Source organism: Pseudomonas sp. NPDC087614, from assembly GCF_044743485.1.
Classification (GTDB): Bacteria; Pseudomonadota; Gammaproteobacteria; order Pseudomonadales; family Pseudomonadaceae; genus Aquipseudomonas; species Aquipseudomonas baetica_A.
In genome coordinates, this window is sequence record NZ_JBIUWN010000016.1 from 46,028 (window position 1) to 64,140 (window position 18,113).

Annotated in this window: 24 protein-coding genes; 6 read left to right on the forward strand and 18 right to left on the reverse strand. The window is 60.7% G+C overall.

The features are described from left to right. The first annotated feature begins 1 nt into the window (after position 1). Positions 2 to 796: a thiazole synthase gene (locus tag ACIOWA_RS09035; protein WP_339464690.1), complete on the forward strand. Its 795-nt coding sequence runs from the start codon at positions 2 to 4 to the stop codon at positions 794 to 796. 9 nt (positions 797 to 805) lie between these two features. Then, complete coding sequence (gene trmB / locus ACIOWA_RS09040) at positions 806 to 1,531, forward strand: tRNA (guanosine(46)-N7)-methyltransferase TrmB (protein ID WP_007913622.1); 726 nt, start codon at positions 806 to 808, stop codon at positions 1,529 to 1,531. A gap of 130 nt (positions 1,532 to 1,661) precedes the next feature. Here the strand turns inward: trmB and ACIOWA_RS09045 are convergent, their stop codons facing one another. The 10 genes from ACIOWA_RS09045 to ACIOWA_RS09090 form a co-directional block, all read right to left on the reverse strand. After that, on the reverse strand, positions 1,662 to 1,985 hold the full coding sequence (locus ACIOWA_RS09045) for a DUF3392 domain-containing protein (protein WP_095186985.1): 324 nt from the start codon (positions 1,983 to 1,985) through the stop codon (positions 1,662 to 1,664). Between the two features lie 22 nt (positions 1,986 to 2,007). Then, positions 2,008 to 3,213, reverse strand: coding sequence for a radical SAM family heme chaperone HemW (gene hemW, locus ACIOWA_RS09050; RefSeq protein WP_401159359.1), 1,206 nt, complete (start codon positions 3,211 to 3,213; stop codon positions 2,008 to 2,010). Then, positions 3,210 to 3,806, reverse strand: a complete 597-nt coding sequence (gene rdgB / locus ACIOWA_RS09055; protein ID WP_339430354.1) for an RdgB/HAM1 family non-canonical purine NTP pyrophosphatase — start codon at positions 3,804 to 3,806, stop codon at positions 3,210 to 3,212. The genes hemW and rdgB overlap by 4 nt, the downstream gene beginning before the upstream one ends. Beyond that, positions 3,803 to 4,237 (reverse strand): DUF4426 domain-containing protein, encoded by a 435-nt coding sequence (locus ACIOWA_RS09060; protein ID WP_401159361.1) that lies wholly within the window; start codon positions 4,235 to 4,237, stop codon positions 3,803 to 3,805. The genes rdgB and ACIOWA_RS09060 overlap by 4 nt, the downstream gene beginning before the upstream one ends. Positions 4,238 to 4,263: 26 nt before the next feature. Then, positions 4,264 to 4,884 (reverse strand): methionine biosynthesis protein MetW, encoded by a 621-nt coding sequence (gene metW / locus ACIOWA_RS09065; RefSeq protein ID WP_339430353.1) that lies wholly within the window; start codon positions 4,882 to 4,884, stop codon positions 4,264 to 4,266. A 7-nt stretch (positions 4,885 to 4,891) separates the two neighbouring features. Continuing rightward, positions 4,892 to 6,031 carry a homoserine O-acetyltransferase gene (locus ACIOWA_RS09070; protein WP_339430352.1) on the reverse strand — a complete coding sequence of 380 codons (1,140 nt, stop codon included), beginning with the start codon at positions 6,029 to 6,031 and terminating at the stop codon, positions 4,892 to 4,894. Between the two features lie 65 nt (positions 6,032 to 6,096). After that, a complete protein-coding gene (locus tag ACIOWA_RS09075) occupies positions 6,097 to 6,387 on the reverse strand; it encodes a DUF167 domain-containing protein (protein ID WP_169432301.1) in 291 nt (96 codons plus the stop codon). Next, a complete protein-coding gene (locus ACIOWA_RS09080; protein ID WP_096817605.1) occupies positions 6,384 to 6,974 on the reverse strand; it encodes a YggT family protein in 591 nt (196 codons plus the stop codon). The genes ACIOWA_RS09075 and ACIOWA_RS09080 overlap by 4 nt, the downstream gene beginning before the upstream one ends. A gap of 10 nt (positions 6,975 to 6,984) precedes the next feature. After that, a complete protein-coding gene (gene proC / locus ACIOWA_RS09085) occupies positions 6,985 to 7,803 on the reverse strand; it encodes a pyrroline-5-carboxylate reductase (RefSeq protein WP_339430350.1) in 819 nt (272 codons plus the stop codon). A 23-nt stretch (positions 7,804 to 7,826) separates the two neighbouring features. Further along, positions 7,827 to 8,513, reverse strand: a complete 687-nt coding sequence (locus ACIOWA_RS09090; RefSeq protein WP_339495455.1) for a YggS family pyridoxal phosphate-dependent enzyme — start codon at positions 8,511 to 8,513, stop codon at positions 7,827 to 7,829. A gap of 56 nt (positions 8,514 to 8,569) precedes the next feature. Between ACIOWA_RS09090 and ACIOWA_RS09095 the strand changes: the two genes are divergently transcribed. Continuing rightward, positions 8,570 to 9,604 carry a type IV pilus twitching motility protein PilT gene (locus ACIOWA_RS09095; RefSeq protein ID WP_339430348.1) on the forward strand — a complete coding sequence of 345 codons (1,035 nt, stop codon included), beginning with the start codon at positions 8,570 to 8,572 and terminating at the stop codon, positions 9,602 to 9,604. A gap of 144 nt (positions 9,605 to 9,748) precedes the next feature. Here the strand turns inward: ACIOWA_RS09095 and ACIOWA_RS09100 are convergent, their stop codons facing one another. After that, the gene (locus ACIOWA_RS09100) at positions 9,749 to 10,366 is read right to left on the reverse strand and encodes a C40 family peptidase (protein WP_339430347.1); all 618 of its coding nucleotides are present in this window, start codon (positions 10,364 to 10,366) and stop codon (positions 9,749 to 9,751) included. A 248-nt stretch (positions 10,367 to 10,614) separates the two neighbouring features. On the opposite strand from ACIOWA_RS09100, the gene ACIOWA_RS09105 reads away from it, so the two are divergent. After that, positions 10,615 to 11,049, forward strand: coding sequence for an NINE protein (locus ACIOWA_RS09105; protein WP_401159366.1), 435 nt, complete (start codon positions 10,615 to 10,617; stop codon positions 11,047 to 11,049). Between the two features lie 73 nt (positions 11,050 to 11,122). Here the strand turns inward: ACIOWA_RS09105 and ACIOWA_RS09110 are convergent, their stop codons facing one another. The 7 genes from ACIOWA_RS09110 to gshB all read right to left on the reverse strand — a co-directional run bounded on the left by ACIOWA_RS09110 (position 11,123) and on the right by gshB (position 17,052). Further along, entirely contained in the window at positions 11,123 to 12,394 is a 1,272-nt protein-coding gene (locus ACIOWA_RS09110; protein WP_339430345.1) for a dihydroorotase, read from the reverse strand. Beyond that, positions 12,391 to 13,395 carry an aspartate carbamoyltransferase catalytic subunit gene (locus ACIOWA_RS09115; RefSeq protein WP_339430344.1) on the reverse strand — a complete coding sequence of 335 codons (1,005 nt, stop codon included), beginning with the start codon at positions 13,393 to 13,395 and terminating at the stop codon, positions 12,391 to 12,393. The genes ACIOWA_RS09110 and ACIOWA_RS09115 overlap by 4 nt, the downstream gene beginning before the upstream one ends. A 26-nt stretch (positions 13,396 to 13,421) precedes the next feature. Beyond that, complete coding sequence (gene pyrR, locus ACIOWA_RS09120; protein WP_339464693.1) at positions 13,422 to 13,928, reverse strand: bifunctional pyr operon transcriptional regulator/uracil phosphoribosyltransferase PyrR; 507 nt, start codon at positions 13,926 to 13,928, stop codon at positions 13,422 to 13,424. Positions 13,929 to 14,025: 97 nt separating this feature from the next. Then, on the reverse strand, positions 14,026 to 14,463 hold the full coding sequence (ruvX, locus tag ACIOWA_RS09125; protein WP_008077844.1) for a Holliday junction resolvase RuvX: 438 nt from the start codon (positions 14,461 to 14,463) through the stop codon (positions 14,026 to 14,028). Beyond that, the gene (locus ACIOWA_RS09130) at positions 14,463 to 15,035 is read right to left on the reverse strand and encodes a YqgE/AlgH family protein (RefSeq protein WP_339430342.1); all 573 of its coding nucleotides are present in this window, start codon (positions 15,033 to 15,035) and stop codon (positions 14,463 to 14,465) included. Before ACIOWA_RS09130 ends, ruvX begins: the two co-directional genes overlap by 1 nt. Positions 15,036 to 15,121: 86 nt before the next feature. Then, entirely contained in the window at positions 15,122 to 16,021 is a 900-nt protein-coding gene (locus ACIOWA_RS09135) for an energy transducer TonB (RefSeq protein ID WP_339430341.1), read from the reverse strand. A 77-nt stretch (positions 16,022 to 16,098) separates the two neighbouring features. Next, positions 16,099 to 17,052, reverse strand: coding sequence for a glutathione synthase (gshB, locus tag ACIOWA_RS09140; protein WP_339430340.1), 954 nt, complete (start codon positions 17,050 to 17,052; stop codon positions 16,099 to 16,101). 225 nt (positions 17,053 to 17,277) lie between these two features. Between gshB and pilG the strand changes: the two genes are divergently transcribed. Together pilG and pilH are read left to right on the forward strand one after the other, a co-directional pair. Continuing rightward, complete coding sequence (gene pilG / locus ACIOWA_RS09145; protein ID WP_007913673.1) at positions 17,278 to 17,682, forward strand: twitching motility response regulator PilG; 405 nt, start codon at positions 17,278 to 17,280, stop codon at positions 17,680 to 17,682. A 60-nt stretch (positions 17,683 to 17,742) separates the two neighbouring features. After that, on the forward strand, positions 17,743 to 18,108 hold the full coding sequence (gene pilH / locus ACIOWA_RS09150; RefSeq protein WP_221732374.1) for a twitching motility response regulator PilH: 366 nt from the start codon (positions 17,743 to 17,745) through the stop codon (positions 18,106 to 18,108). Positions 18,109 to 18,113: the final 5 nt, after the last annotated feature.

The following is an 18,113-nucleotide window of genomic DNA, read 5'->3' on the forward strand; positions in this document are numbered from 1 at the left end:
CATGAGCATCGTTCGCAGCGACAAGCCTTTTGTGCTGGCCGGTCGTACTTACCAGTCGCGTTTGCTGGTCGGTACCGGCAAGTACCGTGACATGGAAGAAACCCGTCAGGCCATCGAAGCCTCGGGTGCCGAGATCGTTACCTTCGCCGTGCGCCGCACCAACCTGGGCCAGATCGAAGGCGAGCCGAACCTGCTCGACGTGCTGTCGCCGGATCGCTACACCTTCCTGCCGAACACCGCCGGTTGCTACGACGCGATAGAAGCCGTGCGTACTTGCCGCCTGGCCCGCGAGCTGCTCGATGGCCACAATCTGGTGAAGCTGGAAGTGCTGGCCGACCAGAAGACGCTGTTCCCCAATGTGATCGAAACCCTCAAGGCCGCCGAAACGCTGGTCAAGGAAGGCTTCGACGTGATGGTGTACACCAGCGATGACCCGATCATCGCCCGCCAACTGGCGGAAATCGGCTGCATCGCGGTCATGCCGCTGGCCGGTCTGATTGGTTCCGGTCTGGGGATCTGCAACCCTTACAACCTGCAGATCATCCTCGAAGAAGCGAAAATCCCTGTGTTGGTCGATGCCGGTGTCGGTACCGCTTCCGACGCCACTATCGCCATGGAGCTGGGCTGCGACGCCGTACTGATGAACTCGGCCATCGCCCACGCCCAGCAGCCGGTGATGATGGCCCAAGCCATGAAACACGCCATCGTTGCAGGCCGTCTGGCCTACCTCGCTGGCCGTATGCCGAAAAAACTCTATGCCAGCGCCTCTTCGCCGCTGGATGGTCTGATCAAGTAAGAGCCATTGATGACTGAATCGAACGACACGCCTATCCAGACGGAAGAAGGCGACGAGCGCCAACACCGCCGCATCAAGAGCTTCGTGATGCGCGCCGGGCGCATGACCGAAGGCCAGCAACGCGGTCTGGATCAGGGCGCGCCGCTTTACGTGCTGCCGCTGGCCGACGCGCCGGTGGATTACGATCAAGTGTTCGGCCGTTCGGCACCGCGCTCGCTGGAGATCGGTTTCGGCATGGGCCACTCGCTGCTCGAAATGGCCGCAGCGGCGCCAGAGCAGGATTTCATCGGCGTTGAAGTTCACCGTCCGGGTGTCGGCGCGCTGCTCAATGGCGTGCTGACCCAGGGCCTGACCAACCTGCGCGTCTACGATTGCGACGCGATCGAAGTGCTCAACCGCTGCATCGCCGACAACAGCCTCGATCGCCTGATGCTGTTCTTCCCGGACCCGTGGCACAAGAGCCGTCACCACAAGCGTCGTATCGTTCAGGCGTCGTTCGCTGAACTGGTACGCAGCAAGTTGAAGGTCGGCGGCATTCTGCACATGGCCACCGACTGGGAACCGTATGCCGAGTACATGCTGGAAGTGATGAACGTCGCCCCGGGCTACCGCAACCTCGCTGAAGACGGCAAGTGCGTGCCACGCCCGGCCGAACGCCCGATCACCAAGTTCGAACGCCGCGGCGAACGACTGGGCCATGGCGTGTGGGACCTGAAGTTCGAAAAACTCGCTTAACCATCACGCAATACCCAATGTGGGAGCGGGCTTGCTCGCGAAGGCGCCGTAACAGTCGATATCAATGTCGATTGATCTAACGTCTTCGCGAGCAAGCCCGCTCCCACAGTTGTTTTGTGTGTGTTGAAAATCAGCGGCGGTCGGCGACTACGCCGATCAGCACCAGCACCACCAACAGTACCGGCGCCAGACTGTAGTTGTTGAACTGGCTCAACCCCTTGATCACCCAGGGCGTGGCGTAGATCAGTGCGGCGCCACTGCCGATCATGCACAGCAGGGCCATCAGCGGTACGCGCAGGGCGCCGGCGATGCTGCCCAGGCGTTGTTCGACCCAGCCTTTGAAGTCGGCGCCGAACAGCACCAGCAGGCAACCCACCAGGGCCAGGGCGATTTCCGAGAGGTTGCTGCGGCTCCAGCGGGAGACGGTGGCGAGCAGGTCGAGTATCAAATCCATGCGTTTTCCCTTTGGGCTGAAGTCAGTTCAGAAATTGTTGCAGCAAATCGTTTAGAAACAGTTGTCCGCGCTCGGTGGCCGCCAGGCGTGACGGTTCGACCTGCAACAGACCGCTTTGTTCTGCCGCCGCCCGGCCTTCGGCGAGGCTTTCCAGCGACAGCCCCGTGCGCTGCGGGTACAGGCGCGATTCCACACCCGCAGTGAGGCGCAGAGCGTTCATCAGAAATTCGAACGGCATTTCATCATTGGTCAGTGCCTTTTCGCCAGCCTGAAAATTTTTCGCCGGGTTGAGATAGTCCTTCGGCAGGCGCGTCTTCCAGGTACGCACGATGCGCCCGTCCGGGTGGCTGAGTTTGCCGTGGGCGCCGGCGCCGATGCCGATGAAGTCACCGAAACTCCAGTAATTGAGGTTGTGCCGCGCCGGGCGACCGGGCAGGGCATAGGCCGAGACTTCGTATTGCGCGTAACCGTGTTCGGCCAGCAGCGCTTGCCCGGCTTCTTGAATGTCCCACAGCGTGTCGTCTTCCGGCAGCACAGGCGGCTGGTTCCAGAACACCGTGTTCGGTTCCAGCGTCAGTTGATACCAGGAAATGTGCGTGGGCTTGAGTTCAATGGCCTGGCGCAGATCGCTCAAGGCATCGTCCAGCGACTGATCCGGCAAGCCGTGCATCAAGTCGAGGTTGAAGTTATCGAAACCCGCCTGCCGCGCCATGCCTGCCGCGCGCACGGCTTCATCGCCGTTGTGGATGCGGCCCAAGGCCTTGAGTTTTTCCTGCTGGAAGCTCTGAATGCCGATCGACAGGCGATTGATCCCCTGTTTGCGATACGCAACGAACTTCTCTTGCTCGAACGTCCCGGGATTGGCTTCCAGAGTGATTTCGATGTCGGCGGCGAACGCAATGCGCTGCTCGACGCCTTCCAGCAAACGGCCGAGGGCGTCGGCACTGAACAGGCTGGGAGTGCCACCACCGAAGAAAATCGAACTCAACTCACGACCGTAAACGGCGTGCAGATCCTCATCGAGATCGGCCAGCAACGCGTCGACGTATTCCTGCTCCGGCAGCACTGGGCTGGCGGTGTGCGAGTTGAAATCGCAATACGGGCATTTGCGCACACACCACGGAATGTGGATGTACAGCGCCAAGGGTGGCAGCGTGGGTAGCGGTGCCCGAGGCGAAGAGGCGCCGCCGCCGATGATCAGCGACGACGCAGAGGGGGTGTCGGTCATTTCAGGCCCAGACGCTGGCGCAGCAGATCCATTGCACGGGCGCGGTGGCTGATCTGGTTCTTGTCGGCAGGGGTCAGTTCGGCGCTTGAGCAATCGCGCTCCGGCACCCAGAACAGCGGGTCGTAGCCGAAACCGTGCTCGCCGCTGGCGGCGGTCAGCATGCGCCCGTGCCACAGCCCTTCGCAGAGGATCGGCAACGGATCATCGGCGTGACGCACCAGCGCCAGGACGCAGACGAATTGCGCGCCGCGTTCGGCTTCAGGTACGTCTTTGAGGGCGTCGAGCAATTTGGCGTTGTTCGCCGCATCGCCCTTGCCGTCGGCATAGCGCGCCGAGTAGATGCCCGGCGCACCGCCGAGGAAATCCACTGCCAGACCGGAATCGTCGGCCAGCGCCGGCAGGCCGGAAATGCGTGCAGCATTGCGCGCCTTGAGGATCGCGTTCTCGACGAACGACAGGCCGGTTTCCTCCGGCTCAACCGTGCTCCACTCGCCGATCGAGCGCAGTTGCACCGATTCGCCGAGCATGGCCTGGAGTTCCTTGAGTTTGCCGGCGTTATGGCTGGCCAGTACGAGTTGCTTGAGGTTCATCATTCGCCGGGAAAAAGTTCTTGGTTGAAATTGATGGTGTCGATCTTGTCACCGGTCTGCACCTTGATTTCAAAGGTGCGGGTTTCCTGCTGAGGTACCGGGTATTGGGCGATGTAGTAGATCGCGCCCTGTTCGGTGACTTGCTTGAAATTCAGCGACACGCTCTGGCTGGTCAGGTCTTTGACCGTGCCGGTGACGCTGGCGCTCAGAGGTTTGCCGTCCTTGATCACCGAGACATTGATCACGCCCTGGTTCTTGCTGCGGATCAGTTCGGCAGCCTTGGCGATGTCGGGCGTCAGGAAGGTGGAGTTGAAGGTGTTGTAATGCACGGTGACATCACCGAACACTTCCTTGCGCTCACTCTTGATGGCATCGGCAGCCATCGCGGTGGCGCTCAGGCAGGCAGTGAATAACAACAGCGCTAAACGGCCCATGATCGTTCTCCTCGGATTGTCGTGGCTCAGACCGCGACCTTGTGGTCAGCCAGCACGGGGCTGCTGACGCGGTAGATACCAATTTCACCTAACAGATTAGGCCATAGCTTACTGGCCCACCCGTGGCGGTGCTGTTGATCTACGGCAAGCCGATCAATGACCTTCGCGTCACGTTCGCGACAAAGTTCTTCAAAGTCTTCAAAGGTGCAGAAGTGGATGTTCGGCGTGTTGTACCAGGTATAAGGCAGAAACTCGGAAACCGGCATGCGGCCCTTGCTCGCCAGGTACCAGCGGCAGCGCCAGTGGCCGAAGTTCGGGAACGTAATGATGCACTGACGACCGACACGCAGCATTTCGTCGAGGATCTTGTCCGGGTAATGCACCGCCTGCAGGGCCTGGGTCATCACCACGATGTCGAAGCTGTTGCTGGCGAAGTTGCCCAGCCCCTTGTCCAGATCCTGCTCGATGACGTTGACGCCTTTGGCCACACACTCGGCGATGTTGTTGGCGTCGTTTTCCAGGCCATAACCGGTGACCTGTTTATGGTCGCGCAGCCAACTCAGCAACTCGCCGTTACCGCACCCGAGGTCGAGGACGCGGCTGCCAGCGGGGATCCATTCCTGGATGATTTCCAGATCAGCTCTCATGGCTTTCTCACAGCGTGATTCGGTTCATGTAATTGCCGAACGCCTGCAAGTAGCGGGGGATCGGAATCAGGAAGGCGTCGTGGCCCTGTGGCGCGTCGATTTCCAGGTAGCTGACGTCTTTGCGCGCCGCCATCAGGGCATCCACCAGTTCCCGCGAACGGGCCGGGGAGAAGCGCCAGTCGGTGGTGAACGACATCACGCAGAACTTGGCCGTGGCGTTCTCGAAGGTTTTCGCCAGGTTATCGTCGAAGTTCGCCGCCGGATCGAAGTAGTCCAGCGCCTTGGTCATCAGCAGATAGGTGTTGGCGTCGAAACGTCCGGAGAACTCTTCGCCCTGATAGCGTAAATAGCTTTCGACCTGGAACTCGACACTGTGGAAGTCGTAGTTGAGCTTCTCGCTCTTCAGGCCGCGGCCGAATTTCTCGCCCATGGAGTCGTCGGACAGGTAGGTGATGTGCCCGACCATCCGCGCCAGCATCAGCCCGCGCTTGGGGATCACACCCGCTTCCTGGAACGAACCGCCGTGAAATTCCGGGTCGGTGAGGATCGCCTGGCGCGCCACTTCGTTGAAGGCGATGTTTTGCGCCGACAGCTTGGGGGCCGAAGCGATGGCCAGGCAATGGCGTACGCGATCGGGGTAGGTGATGGTCCATTGCAGCGCTTGCATGCCGCCCAGGCTACCGCCGATCACCGCTGCCCATTGGCCGATGCCCAGCAGGTCGGCCAGACGCGCCTGGCTGTGTACCCAGTCTTCGACGGTCAGCACCGGGAAATCGGCGCCAAATGGCTTGCCGGTTTCCGGGTTGAGGCTGCTCGGGCCGGTGGAGCCGTTGCAGCCGCCGAGGTTGTTCAGGCTGACCACGAAGAACTTGTGGGTGTCGATCGGTTTGCCGGGGCCGATGCAGCTGTCCCACCAGCCGGGCTTGCGGTCGTCTGGGCTGTGATAGCCGGCAGCATGATGATGGCCGGACAAGGCATGGCAGATCAGTACAGCGTTGCTCGCCTGCGCGTTCAGCGTGCCGTAGGTTTCGTAGATCAGGTCATAGGCCGCCAGCGAACGGCCACAGGCCAAAGCCAGAGGTTCGCTGAAGTGCGCCGTGTGCGGCGTCACCAGACCAACAGAATCGGGGGGGAAGGCAGTTGGCATCGACCCTGCTCTCGTTGAAATGAGGCGTAAGTCTAAAGACCGCTGGGGTTAGCGGCAAGCAACGATCAGGGGCGGCAGAGCCCCGGCAAATCCGGCAACTTCTTCGGCGAGCAGATCTTCACCCGCTTCTGCCGATTCAGCTCACCACTGAGCAAACTGACCTGGCTCTTGGAAACCCCAAAAGCCTTGGCCAGAAAACCCATCAGATAGGCATTGGCCTTGCCCTCGACCGGCGGCGCGGTCAGGCGGATCTTCAAACGATCACCATGCAGCCCGGCGAAATCATCGCTACGGGCCGCCGGTTGAAGATGACATTCGAGGATCAGGTCGTCCCCGTCCCAGCGAAACCAGCTCACATCAGCAGGCGCAGGATTTCCGGCATCATCGTCATCGCCGCGAGGTTGTTGATCACCAGCATGTCGATCAGTTTCAACGCGAGGAAGGCGAAGATCGGCGACAGGTCCAGGCCACCCATGCTTGGCAGGAAGCGACGGAACGGCGCCAGGGCCGGTTCGCAGATCTGGTTGACCAGTTCGGCACCCGGGTTGTGGCTGCCCGGAGCGACCCACGACAGGATCACGCTGATGATCAGGGCGAAGAAGAAGATCTTCAGAAACAGCGCGGTCACGCCAATGATCGACCAAATGAACAGTTGCAGCGGGTTGCCAGTGGTGCCGTAAGTCAGCAGCAGGGTCAGCGCCATCAGCGCCAGTTGCACCAGAATCGCCAGCACCAGCGACGACATGTCGAGACCGAACACGCTCGGGATGATCCGGCGCAGAGGCTTGAGCAGTGGCTGGGTGGCCTTGACCACGAACTGGCACAGCGGGTTGTAGAAATTCGCCCGCACCAGTTGCAGGACGAAGCGCAGCAGTACGATCAGCAGGTACAGGCTGCCGAGGGTTTGCAGCACGTAAACCGCTGCGGTGTTCAATCCAATCATGTAAGGCTCCTTATTTGCCCAGTTGTTCGGCCATTTCGGCCGAGCGGTGCGCGGCGGCGCCGAGTGCTTTTTCAACCAGGGCTTCGAAACCACCGGCCTGGAACGATTTGATTGCAGCTTCTGTGGTGCCGGCCGGCGACGTCACGCGGCGGCGCAGTTCGGCGGCATCAACGTCGCTGGAAGCGGCCATGTGCGCGGCGCCGAGGGCGGTTTGCAGGGTCAGTTGTTCAGCGGTTTCTTTTGGCAGGCCGAGTTTGACGCCAGCAGCGGTCATCGCTTCGATCAGCAGGAAGAAATACGCCGGGCCGGAACCGGACACCGCAGTGACCGCATCCAGTTGTTGTTCTTCGTTCAGCCACAGCGCCATGCCGACGGCGGACAGTAGCTCTTCGGCTTGCTGACGCTGCTCGGCGGTCACTGCGTCGGTGGCGTACAAACCGCTGACGCCCTGACGCAACAGCGCCGGGGTGTTCGGCATGCAGCGCACAATCGGCTGTTCGCCGAGCCAGGCGGTCATGCTGGCGCAGGTGATGCCAGCGGCAATCGAAACCACCAGTTGATTGGGTTTCAGGCTCGGGCGGATGGCTTCGCACACGGCTTTCATTGCCTGAGGCTTGACCGCGAGAACGACGACGTCGACGCCGTCGATGGCTTGGGCGTTGTCGGCAAATGTTTCGATGCCATGCGCGGCGCTGACCTTGGCGCGGGTTTCTTCACCCGGATCGCTGGCGCGGATGTGCGTGGCTTCCAGACCCTTGGCCCGCAGGCCGCCGATGAGGCTGGCGGCCATGTTGCCGGCACCGATAAAGGCAATGCGTGTGTTGCTCATGTCAGGTCCTTATCTGGAAATGTTCAGGATTGGGAATAATCTCGGGCGCCAAACAGGGCCGTACCGATACGAACCCAGGTGGCGCCTTGGGCGATAGCCGACTCAAGATCGTGGCTCATGCCCATCGAAAGTGTGTCGAGCGGCAGATTCAGGCTTTCCTGCAAACGTTGCACGGCGGCAAAAGCGGCGTCCTGTTCGGCGCGCTCTTCGGTTGGCTCGGGAATGGCCATCAGTCCGCGCAGCTTCAGGTGCGGCAGGGCGCTGATGGCCAAGGCCAGTGCCGGCAGGTCGGCCGGGGTGCAGCCGGACTTGCTGGCTTCACCGCTGACGTTGACCTGAATGCAGATGTTCAGCGGCGGCAGGTCGGCCGGGCGCTGCTCGGACAGGCGTTGGGCGATTTTCAGGCGATCCACGGAGTGCACCCAGTCGAAATGCTCGGCGATGGCGCGAGTCTTGTTCGATTGAATGGGGCCGATGAAGTGCCAGATCAAGGGCAGGTCGGCCAGTTCGAGCTGTTTGCCCAAGGCTTCCTGCAGGTAGTTCTCGCCAAAGTCACGCAAGCCGGCGGCATGCGCTTCGCGCAGGGCCTGGGCGGGTTTGGTTTTGCTTACCGCCAGCAGTTGGACGCTGTTTTCATCGCGCTTTGCAGCTTTTACCGCTGCCTGGATGCGCGAACCAACCAGTTGGATGTTGTCTGCTATCGTGGACATCAAGAGGCGCCAGCGGTCTGAAGGTTCGCGGCATTCTACTGGAATTGAGGAGCGCTATGGATATCACTGAACTGCTGGCCTTCAGCGCCAAACAGGGCGCGTCCGACCTGCACCTGTCGGCCGGTCTGCCGCCGATGATCCGCGTCGATGGCGATGTGCGACGGATCAATCTGCCCGCGCTGGATCACAAGCAAGTGCACGAATTGATCTACGACATCATGAACGACACCCAGCGAGTCGACTTCGAGAAACACCTGGAAACGGATTTCTCCTTCGAAGTCCCTGGCGTGGCGCGCTTTCGGGTCAATGCGTTCAACCAGAACCGTGGCGCCGGGGCGGTGTTTCGCACCATTCCCTCGAAAGTGTTGAGCATGGAAGACCTCGCCATGGGCGACGTCTTTCGCAAGATCACCGATGCGCCACGCGGGCTGGTGCTGGTCACCGGGCCGACCGGTTCCGGCAAGTCGACCACGCTGGCGGCGATGATCGATTACCTCAACACCCATCGCCATCACCACATCCTGACCATCGAAGATCCCATCGAATTCGTTCACGAATCGCGCAAATGTCTGATCAATCAGCGTGAAGTCCACCGCGATACCCGCAGTTTCGCCACCGCGTTGCGTTCAGCGTTGCGGGAAGACCCGGATGTGATCCTGGTGGGCGAGATGCGCGACCTGGAAACCATTCGCCTGGCGCTGACCGCGGCTGAAACCGGGCATCTGGTGTTCGGCACGCTGCACACCACCTCGGCGGCCAAGACCATCGATCGGGTGGTGGACGTGTTTCCCGGTGACGAGAAATCGATGGTGCGTTCAATGCTGTCAGAGTCGTTGCTGGCAGTCGTCTCGCAGACGCTGATCAAGAAGGTTGGCGGCGGACGGGTGGCGGCGCACGAAATCATGCTGGGCACGTCGGCGATCCGTAACCTGATCCGCGAGGACAAGGTGGCGCAGATGTATTCGGCGATTCAGACCGGCGGGTCGTTGGGGATGCAGACACTGGACATGTGCCTGAAGGATCTGGTGACCAAAGGCTTGATCAGTCGCGAGCATGCGCGGGATAAGGCGCGTACGCCGGATAATTTCTGAGCGGGCGCTTGTGTCGCTTCCATTGCACCCTTCGCGAGCAAGCTCGCTCCCACCTTTGATTTGTGAACGACACAGATCCAATGTGGGAGCGGGCTTGCTCGCGAAGGGGCCAGTACTGCTTGAACAGATTCTGGATCAGTCAGCTCAGCGCTGAACCACGCGCATCTGCTTCGACTCGTTGGGCAATACGCGTTTGGCCACGACGTAATGCTTCTGCCAGTACGGTTTGTTCAGTGTGTCGATGCTCACCGCTTTGCCACGACGTGGTGCGTGGATGAAGCGGTCGTTGCCCAGGTAGATTGCAACGTGATTGACCCGACGGCTCTTGATGTTGAAGAAGATCAGATCGCCCGGCTTCAGATCCTTGCGCTCGACTTTCACGCCGTGACCGCTGGCCATGGCATTGGAGGTGCGTGGCAGGTCGAACGTAGCGTCGTTGAACGCGTATTTCACCAGGCCGCTGCAATCGAAGCCTTTACTGGGGCTGCTGCCGCCCCAACGGTAAGGCGTACCGAGGACGTTCACCGCACGGCTAAGGACGTTGCTGCTGGTTTTGTTCGCCATCTGCGGAAGCAGCTTGCTGTGGCCATTGCTGCTCAGGACGGTGTGTTTGACCTGTTTGCTTTTGCTCGATGGCGCAGAAGCATGGGATTTAGGGGTAAAGCCGTTAACGTTGGGAAGACGTTGCTCACGATTGGTGGCGTGGGCGGCCAGTGGCATTAATAGGCAAATAGTTAGCCATGTCTTGAAAAATGGTCGCATTAGGCGTGGCTCTTAGGTGATAGCGCGCAACTTTATAACAGCTTTTTTGTCCCTACCGAGGCCGTTGGTCGATTCAATCGGGAGGCAACGGAACCAAATAAGCTGCAAATTGACGCGATTGTCTGACAGAGGTCCGGTGTTATAAGGGTTTGACGGACGTCACCTTAACATTTGCCATACGTCGGCCACCTGTAAAAAAGTCACAAAGAATTCAAGAATATTTATCTATCGTGTGCAACGAGGTCTTCATGAACAGCTATCGGTTACCCCGTGTGAAGGAAAATGACACCCACAGCAAAGTGATCGGCTACCTGCTGTGGATTTTCGGTTTTACCGGCGCTCACCGCTTTTATTACGGCAAACCGGTGACCGGGACGATCTGGTTTTTCACCTTCGGTTTGTTAGGGATCGGCTGGCTGATCGACGTGTTTCTGATCCCGGCGATGGACCGCGAAGCGGATCTGCGATTTGCCGCAGGGCCGATCGAATACAACGTGGCGTGGATTCTGCTGACGTTCCTTGGCGTGCTCGGTGTGCACCGGATGTACCAGGGCAAGTGGATCAGCGGCTTGCTGTACCTGCTGACCGGTGGGTTGTTCTTTGTGGGTGTGCTGTATGACTTCTGGACGCTCAATGATCAGGTGTCGCTGCGTAACGCCGAAAATCGCGGCGCCTTCCAGTAAGCCTTCGCGAGCAAGACCGCTCCCACACTGGATTTGTGATCGACACCAATCCAGTGTGGGAGCCAGCCCGGTATCAAGCCTGGTGGCTGATCCGTCCGTCCACCAAGGTATAGCGAACCACACCCGGCAAGCTGTGACCGAGGAACGGGCAGTTCTCGCCCTTCGACAGCCAGCCTTCGCCGGCCACGGTCGAGGCTTTCGGATCGAACAGCACGATATCCGCCGCACCGCCGACCGCCAGTTTGCCCGCTGGCAGGCGCAGCGCCTGCGCTGGGCCTGCGCTCAAGCGTGCCAGCAGGGTCGGTAGATCGAGCAAGCCATCCTCAACCAGCGTCATCGCCAGAGGCAGCAGCAATTCAACACTGCTGATGCCCGGCTCGGTCGCGCCAAACGGTGCCAGTTTGGCGTCACGCTCGTGGGGCTGGTGATGGCTGGAAATCGCCGACACCACACCCGACTTCACGGCTTCACGCAGGCCGTCGCGGTCGGCGCGGGTGCGCAGCGGCGGCTGGACGTGATAGAGGCTGCTGAAGTCGATCAGCGCTTCGTCGGTCAGAATCAACTGATACAACGCCACGTCTGCCGTCACTTTCAAACCACGGGCCTGCGCCTGAGCGATCAGCGCGACGCCGCGAGCGCTGGTCAACTGGCTGAAGTGCGCGCGCACCCCGGTTTGCTCGACCAGCAGCAGGTCCCGGGCCAAGGCCACGGTTTCAGCGGTTTCCGGAATGCCCGGCAGGCCAAGGAAGCTGGCGGTTGGGCCTTCGTGGGCCAGCCCCCCGTCGGCCAGATCGTGATCCTGCGAGTTGAAGATCACCGTCAGGTCGAAGGTGGCGGCGTACTCCAGCGCCCGGCACAGGGTACGGGTGTTGCGGAAACTCTCCAGACCATTGCCGAATGCGACGCAACCGGCGTCACGCAGGGCGATCAGTTCGGCCAGTTGTTCGCCGTCCAGGCCTTTGCTCAGCGCGCCAATCGGGAAGACCTTGGTGTTGCCGGCCTCGCGGGCGCGGTCGAGAATCAGCTCGGCCACGGCAGAGGTGTCGAGCACCGGTTTGGTTTTCGGCGGGCAGCACAGGCTGGTCACGCCACCGGCCGCCGCCGCGCGGGTTTCGCTGGCGATGCTGCCTTTGCGGCTGTAACCCGGCTCGCGCAGGGCGACGTTCAAGTCGACCAGGCCCGGAGCGGCCACAAGGCCTGTGGCGTCGATGGTTTCGACAGCGTTGAAACCGGCCGGCGCCGCGCCCAGGGCGACGATCTTGCAGGCTTGAACGTGAATATCGGTGATTTGATCCAGGCCACTGCTTGGATCGATGACGCGGGCGCCGAGAATGCTGAGCTTCACTGGGCGTTCTCCTGCTCGAATTGACGTTGCGCAGTCTGTCCGCTCATGGCCATCGACAGCACAGCCATACGCACCGCGATGCCGTAGGTCACCTGGTTGAGGATCACCGAGTGCGGGCCGTCGGCCACCGCCGACTCGATCTCCACCCCACGGTTGATCGGCCCCGGGTGCATGACGATGCAATCGGGTTTGGCCCCGGCCAGACGTGCAGTGGTCAGGCCGAACAGGCGATAGAACTCGCCTTCGCTCGGCAGCAGGCCGCCGGACATGCGTTCACGTTGCAGGCGCAGCATGATCACCACGTCAACGTCCTTAAGGCCTTCAGTCATGTCGGTGTACACCTTCACGCCGTACTGCTCGATGCCGATCGGCAGCAGGGTTTTGGGCGCGATCACGCGGATGTCCGGGCAGCCGAGGGTCTTGAGGGCGAGCATGTTCGAACGCGCCACCCGCGAGTGCAGGATGTCGCCGACGATGGCCACCGAGAGGTTTTCGAAGCCGCCCTTGTGCCGACGGATGGTGAGCATGTCGAGCATGCCTTGCGTCGGGTGCGCGTGACGGCCGTCGCCGCCGTTGATGATCGCCACTTGCGGGCAGACATGCTCGGCGATGAAGTGCGCGGCGCCGGAGTCGCCGTGGCGCACGACGAACATGTCGGCGGCCATGGCTTCGAGGTTGCGCAGGGTGTCGAGCAGGGTTTCACCTTTACTGGCCGACGACGTCGACACGTTCAGGGTGATCACGTCCGCTGACAGCCGCTGGGCTGCCATTTCGAAGGTGGTGCGGGTGCGGGTGGAGTTTTCGAAGAACACGTTGCACACGGTCTTGCCGCGCAGCAACGGAACTTTCTTCACTGCGCGGGCACCGACTTCAAGGAACGAGTCGGCGGTGTCGAGGATTTCCGTCAGCAACTCGCGGCGCAGGCCATCGAGTGAGAGGAAGTGGCGCAGCTGGCCCTGATCATTGAGCTGCAGCGGGCGCTTGGTATCTAGAGGCGTCATCGCGAGGGGACTCTCAATAGGGCGGATTAAGGATTCAGGTCTTGCAGTTCGAGCGTCAACGGCTCGGGGCCGGACAGCTTTACGCGCTCGTGGGCGGCCAGCGACAGCGTTGCGCCGACCACGTTCGGGCGGATCGGCAGCTCGCCAGCGTCCAGATCGAGCATGCACACCAGGGTCACGCTGGCCGGACGGCCATAGTCGAACAGTTCGTTCAGGGCGGCGCGGATGGTGCGTCCGCTCATCAGCACGTCGTCGATCAATACCAGATGCTGGCCTTCGATTTCGAAGGGCAGGGCGGACGGACGCACTTGCGGGTGCAGGCCGTTCTGGCTGAAGTCGTCGCGGTAGAAGGAGACATCCAGCGTGCCCAGTGGTGCGTCGCTGCCCAGTTCCTTGAGCAGAGCCTGCGCGACCCAGATGCCGCCGGTGCGGATGCCGATGTAACGCGGTTCGCTGATATCACGCTGTGCAAGGTGCGCCTTGAGGCGGGTCGCCATCTGACTGATCAGATCGGCGGGATTGGGCAGGCTCATGGTTGCTCCTTCTTCAGCCCGAGCCGTGTCCTACCGGACGTGGCTGGGCGTTTGGCCAAAAGAAAAGCGCCGTAGCGCTTTGCAGAATTAAATGCAGTCAGGATTCGAACAATGCAGTGTTTTCATCGAGCCAGCCTTGCAACAGCAGGGCGGCGGCGATGGCGTCCACCGGATTGTCGCGGTAACTGCCCTTTTGTCCGCCACGTACCAGACGCTCGCCCTTGGCCTCGAACGTGGTCAGGCGTTCGTCGTGGGTATAGAAGGGCACATTGAAGCGGCCGTTGAGGCGGCGGGCGAATTTCTCGGCGCGCAGGCACATCTCGCTCGGCGTGCCGTCCATGTTCAGCGGCAAACCGACCACCACGGCGTCGGGCTTCCATTCCTTTATAAGGGCCTCGACCTGGTTCCAGTCGGGCACGCCGTTCTGCGCTTTCAAGGTGCAGAGTTCGCGGGCCTGGCCGGTGATCACCTGGCCGACGGCAACGCCGATCTGTTTGGTGCCGTAGTCAAAGCCGAGAATCAAGCGCAGGGCCATCAGGCGTGACCTGCCTGGCTGGTCAGCAGGTTGAGGTTGATCCCCAAGTGCCTGGCCGCCGCTTCAAGGCGTAATTCGCTGGTGGTGTTGAACAGGATGTCGGCATTGTACGGGCAGTTCAGCCAGGCGTTGTCGGCCATTTCGGCCTCCAGTTGCCCGGCTTCCCAACCGGCGTAGCCGAGGGCGATCAGGCTTTTCGCCGGGCCCACGCCGTCAGCAATGGCGAACAGCACGTCCTGCGAGGTGGACAGGGCCAGGTCGCCGTCGAGCTGGGCGGTGGCCTGGAACGTCTTGCCCGCCGGGTGCAGAACGAAACCACGATCGGTCTGCACCGGGCCGCCGATGAAGATCGGCACATGCTGGCAGAGGCCGGGCGGGTCGATTTCCGGGCGCAATTGCTCAAGGATGTCTGCCAGATTCAGCTCTTGCGGCCTGTTGACCACGATGCCCATGGCGCCATTGGCCGTGTGCTCGACGATGTAGGTCAAGGTGTGGGCAAAGTTCGGGTCGGCCATGTGCGGCATGGCGATCAGGAATTGGTGCTTGAGGTAGCTGGGGCTGACGTTTTTCATGTGCGCTAGTGTGGCGTTCAAGGGGCGAACTGACAAGCTGGGGATGCTGGCAGCAACACAGTTCCCACAGGGGATTTGCGGTGTGTTCAGTTGCTCGAGAGTTTGTCACCCCGGGCGAATTTCCAGGTGCGGATGATTTCCAGTCGGTCGATATCCGACAGATCGCCGGTAAACGGTGCAAACGGCGCCGCCAGCCGGACGATGCGCTGTGCCGCCTGATCCAGCAGCGGATGGCCGGACGATTCCAGCACCAGCACTTCATACAGCGAACCGTCGCGGTTGATCGAGACCAACAGGCGCAAATTACCGTAGATCTGTTTGCGCCGCGCTTCGTCGGGGTAATTGAGGTTGCCGATGCGCTCGACCTTCTTGCGCCAGTCGTCTTTGTACCAGGCGCCCTTGTCGCGCATGGTCGATGCGGCGCTCAAACGGTGGATGCGCGGGCGTTTGGCGTAGAGTTGTTGTTCCTTGGCCAGTTCCGCTTCGAGGCTGGCGATGTCGCTGGACAACTGGGAGCTGTCGAACTCCGGCGCGTCGACGGTCGGTTTGACTTTGGTTTTGGGTTCTTCTTTCTTGGTTGGCGCTTTTTTCGGCTTTGGCGCGACCGTGGTCACGGCAGCCTTCGGCGCGGCTTCCTGTACTTGCGGTTTGGCGGCCGGTGGCGGGGTGACTTTTTTGACCTGATTGTCCTGGAACGGCGCGACTTCGGTGGTCTTGGGGATCGCCTTCTTGTCGAGGGTGCCGCTGCCTTCCTGATGTTCCTGCGCCAGAAAGTCAGCTTTCTCGGGCTTCTTTTCGCTCTTGAAGGTGGCGAGGGTGATTTCCAGGGTTTTGCTGATCTGCTTGGGCTCGACCATCGTGAAGCCGACGCCAAGCAGCAGCGCCAAATGAATCAGCGCCGCGAGAAACAGGGTAAATCCGAGGCGATCGGCCGGGCGCACGCCGCGATGGGCGAGTTCAGTGGGCAGATCGGACGGGAGGGTCATGACAAGGAAACCAACATCGCGTTTTTCAGAGGCGGGGCATGATAACGCAATGTTGGTCGCATCTTGGTTGTTCTATCTCAACGAGCTTGAAGCTTCTGATCGATGGCATCCATCAACAGGCCACCAATGTCGGTGCCAAACGCGTTATCGATTTCACGGATGCAGGTCGGGCTGGTGACGTTGATCTCTGTCAGGTGCTCGCCGATCACGTCCAGGCCGACGAACAGCAGGCCTTTCTCGCGCAAGGTCGGGCCGACCTGAGCGGCGATCCAGCGATCCTTGTCGGTCAGCGGCCGCGCTTCACCACGGCCACCGGCCGCGAGGTTGCCACGGGTTTCGCCCTGCGCCGGAATCCGCGCCAGGCAGTAATCCACCGGCTCGCCGTCGATCATCAGAATGCGTTTGTCGCCGTCCTTGATGGCTGGCAGGTAAGCCTGACCCATGATCTGCTGGCCGCCGAGAGCGGTCAGGGTTTCCAGAATCACCGAGAGGTTCGGATCGCCCGCACGGTGGCGGAAGATCGAGGTGCCACCCATGCCGTCCAGCGGCTTGAGGATCACATCGCCGTGTTTGGCGGCGAATTCACGCAACACATCCGCGCGGCGGCTGACCACCGTCGGTGGCGTGCACTGCGGGAACAGCGTGGCGAACAGCTTTTCATTGCAGTCGCGCAGGCTCTGCGGCTTGTTCACCACCAGCACGCCCGCGGTTTCGGCTTGTTCGAGCAGATAAGTGGAGTAGACGAACTCCATGTCGAAGGGTGGATCCTTGCGCATCAGGATCACGTTCAGATCGCTCAGCAGGTTGTCCTGCTCGGCGTCCAGTTCGAACCATTTTTCCGGGTTGGCGAAGACTTTCAGTGGGCGCATCCGCGCCCGCGCCTGACCTTCGGCCTGATACAGGTCGCGCTGCTCCATATAGAACAGCTCCCAGCCGCGCTTCTGCGCGGCCAGCAGCATGGCCAGCGAGCTATCCTTTTTATAGGAGATGCTGGCGATAGGGTCCATGACAATCCCGACGCGAACGCTCATTGGGTTTTCCTCGAAAATTGGCTACCGGATCGGTATTGAAAAAGTGCCGCCAGAGTGGCTCCGAGCGGGTTTTCGGTCAAGGAAAAACCCGTCGATAGATTGCATCTGGAGACTGTGCTAAAAAGGCTGCCATGCCGTGCTGGCCCTTGAACATCAAGGGTTTCCGGCCATCAGTCATCACAAAACGGACAATTTGATTCGCAAAGGCGACGGTAGAGCCCCCTTATGGAACAGCAGTCCAGCGCCTTGAAGGTCATGGTGATCGACGACTCCAAAACGATTCGTCGCACCGCCGAAACATTGTTGAAAAATGTCGGCTGCGAAGTGATCACGGCGATTGACGGTTTCGACGCGTTGGCGAAGATCGCCGACAACCATCCCGGAATCATTTTTGTCGACATCATGATGCCGCGTCTGGATGGTTATCAGACCTGCGCTTTAATCAAGAACAACAGCGCGTTCAAGGCAACGCCGGTGATCATGCTGTCGTCCAGGGACGGGTTGTTCGACAAGGCCAAGGGCCGGATTGTCGGCTCTGATCAATTTTTGACCAAGCCTTTCAGCAAGGAAGAACTGCTCAACGCGATTCAGGCCCATGTTCCGGGCTTCGCCGCTGTTTTGCCGCAGTAAGACACGCACAGTGACGCTCGGCCAGCGGGCCGGATGTCGACAAGAAAAATGGGGAAAACCATGGCACGTATCCTGATCGTCGATGATTCGCCGACTGAAATGTACAAACTGACCGGCATGCTGGAAAAGCACGGCCACGAAGTGCTGAAAGCCGAGAACGGCGCCGACGGTGTCGCGCTGGCCCGTCAGGAAAAACCTGACGCGGTACTGATGGACATCGTCATGCCCGGCCTCAATGGCTTTCAGGCGACCCGTCAGTTGACCAAGGACGCCGATACCAGCCACATCCCGGTGATCATCATCACCACCAAGGATCAGGAAACCGACAAGGTCTGGGGCACTCGTCAGGGCGCCAGGGACTACCTGACCAAACCGGTCGACGAAGAGACCCTGATCAAAACCCTGAACAACGTACTCAAAGGCTGATCGCG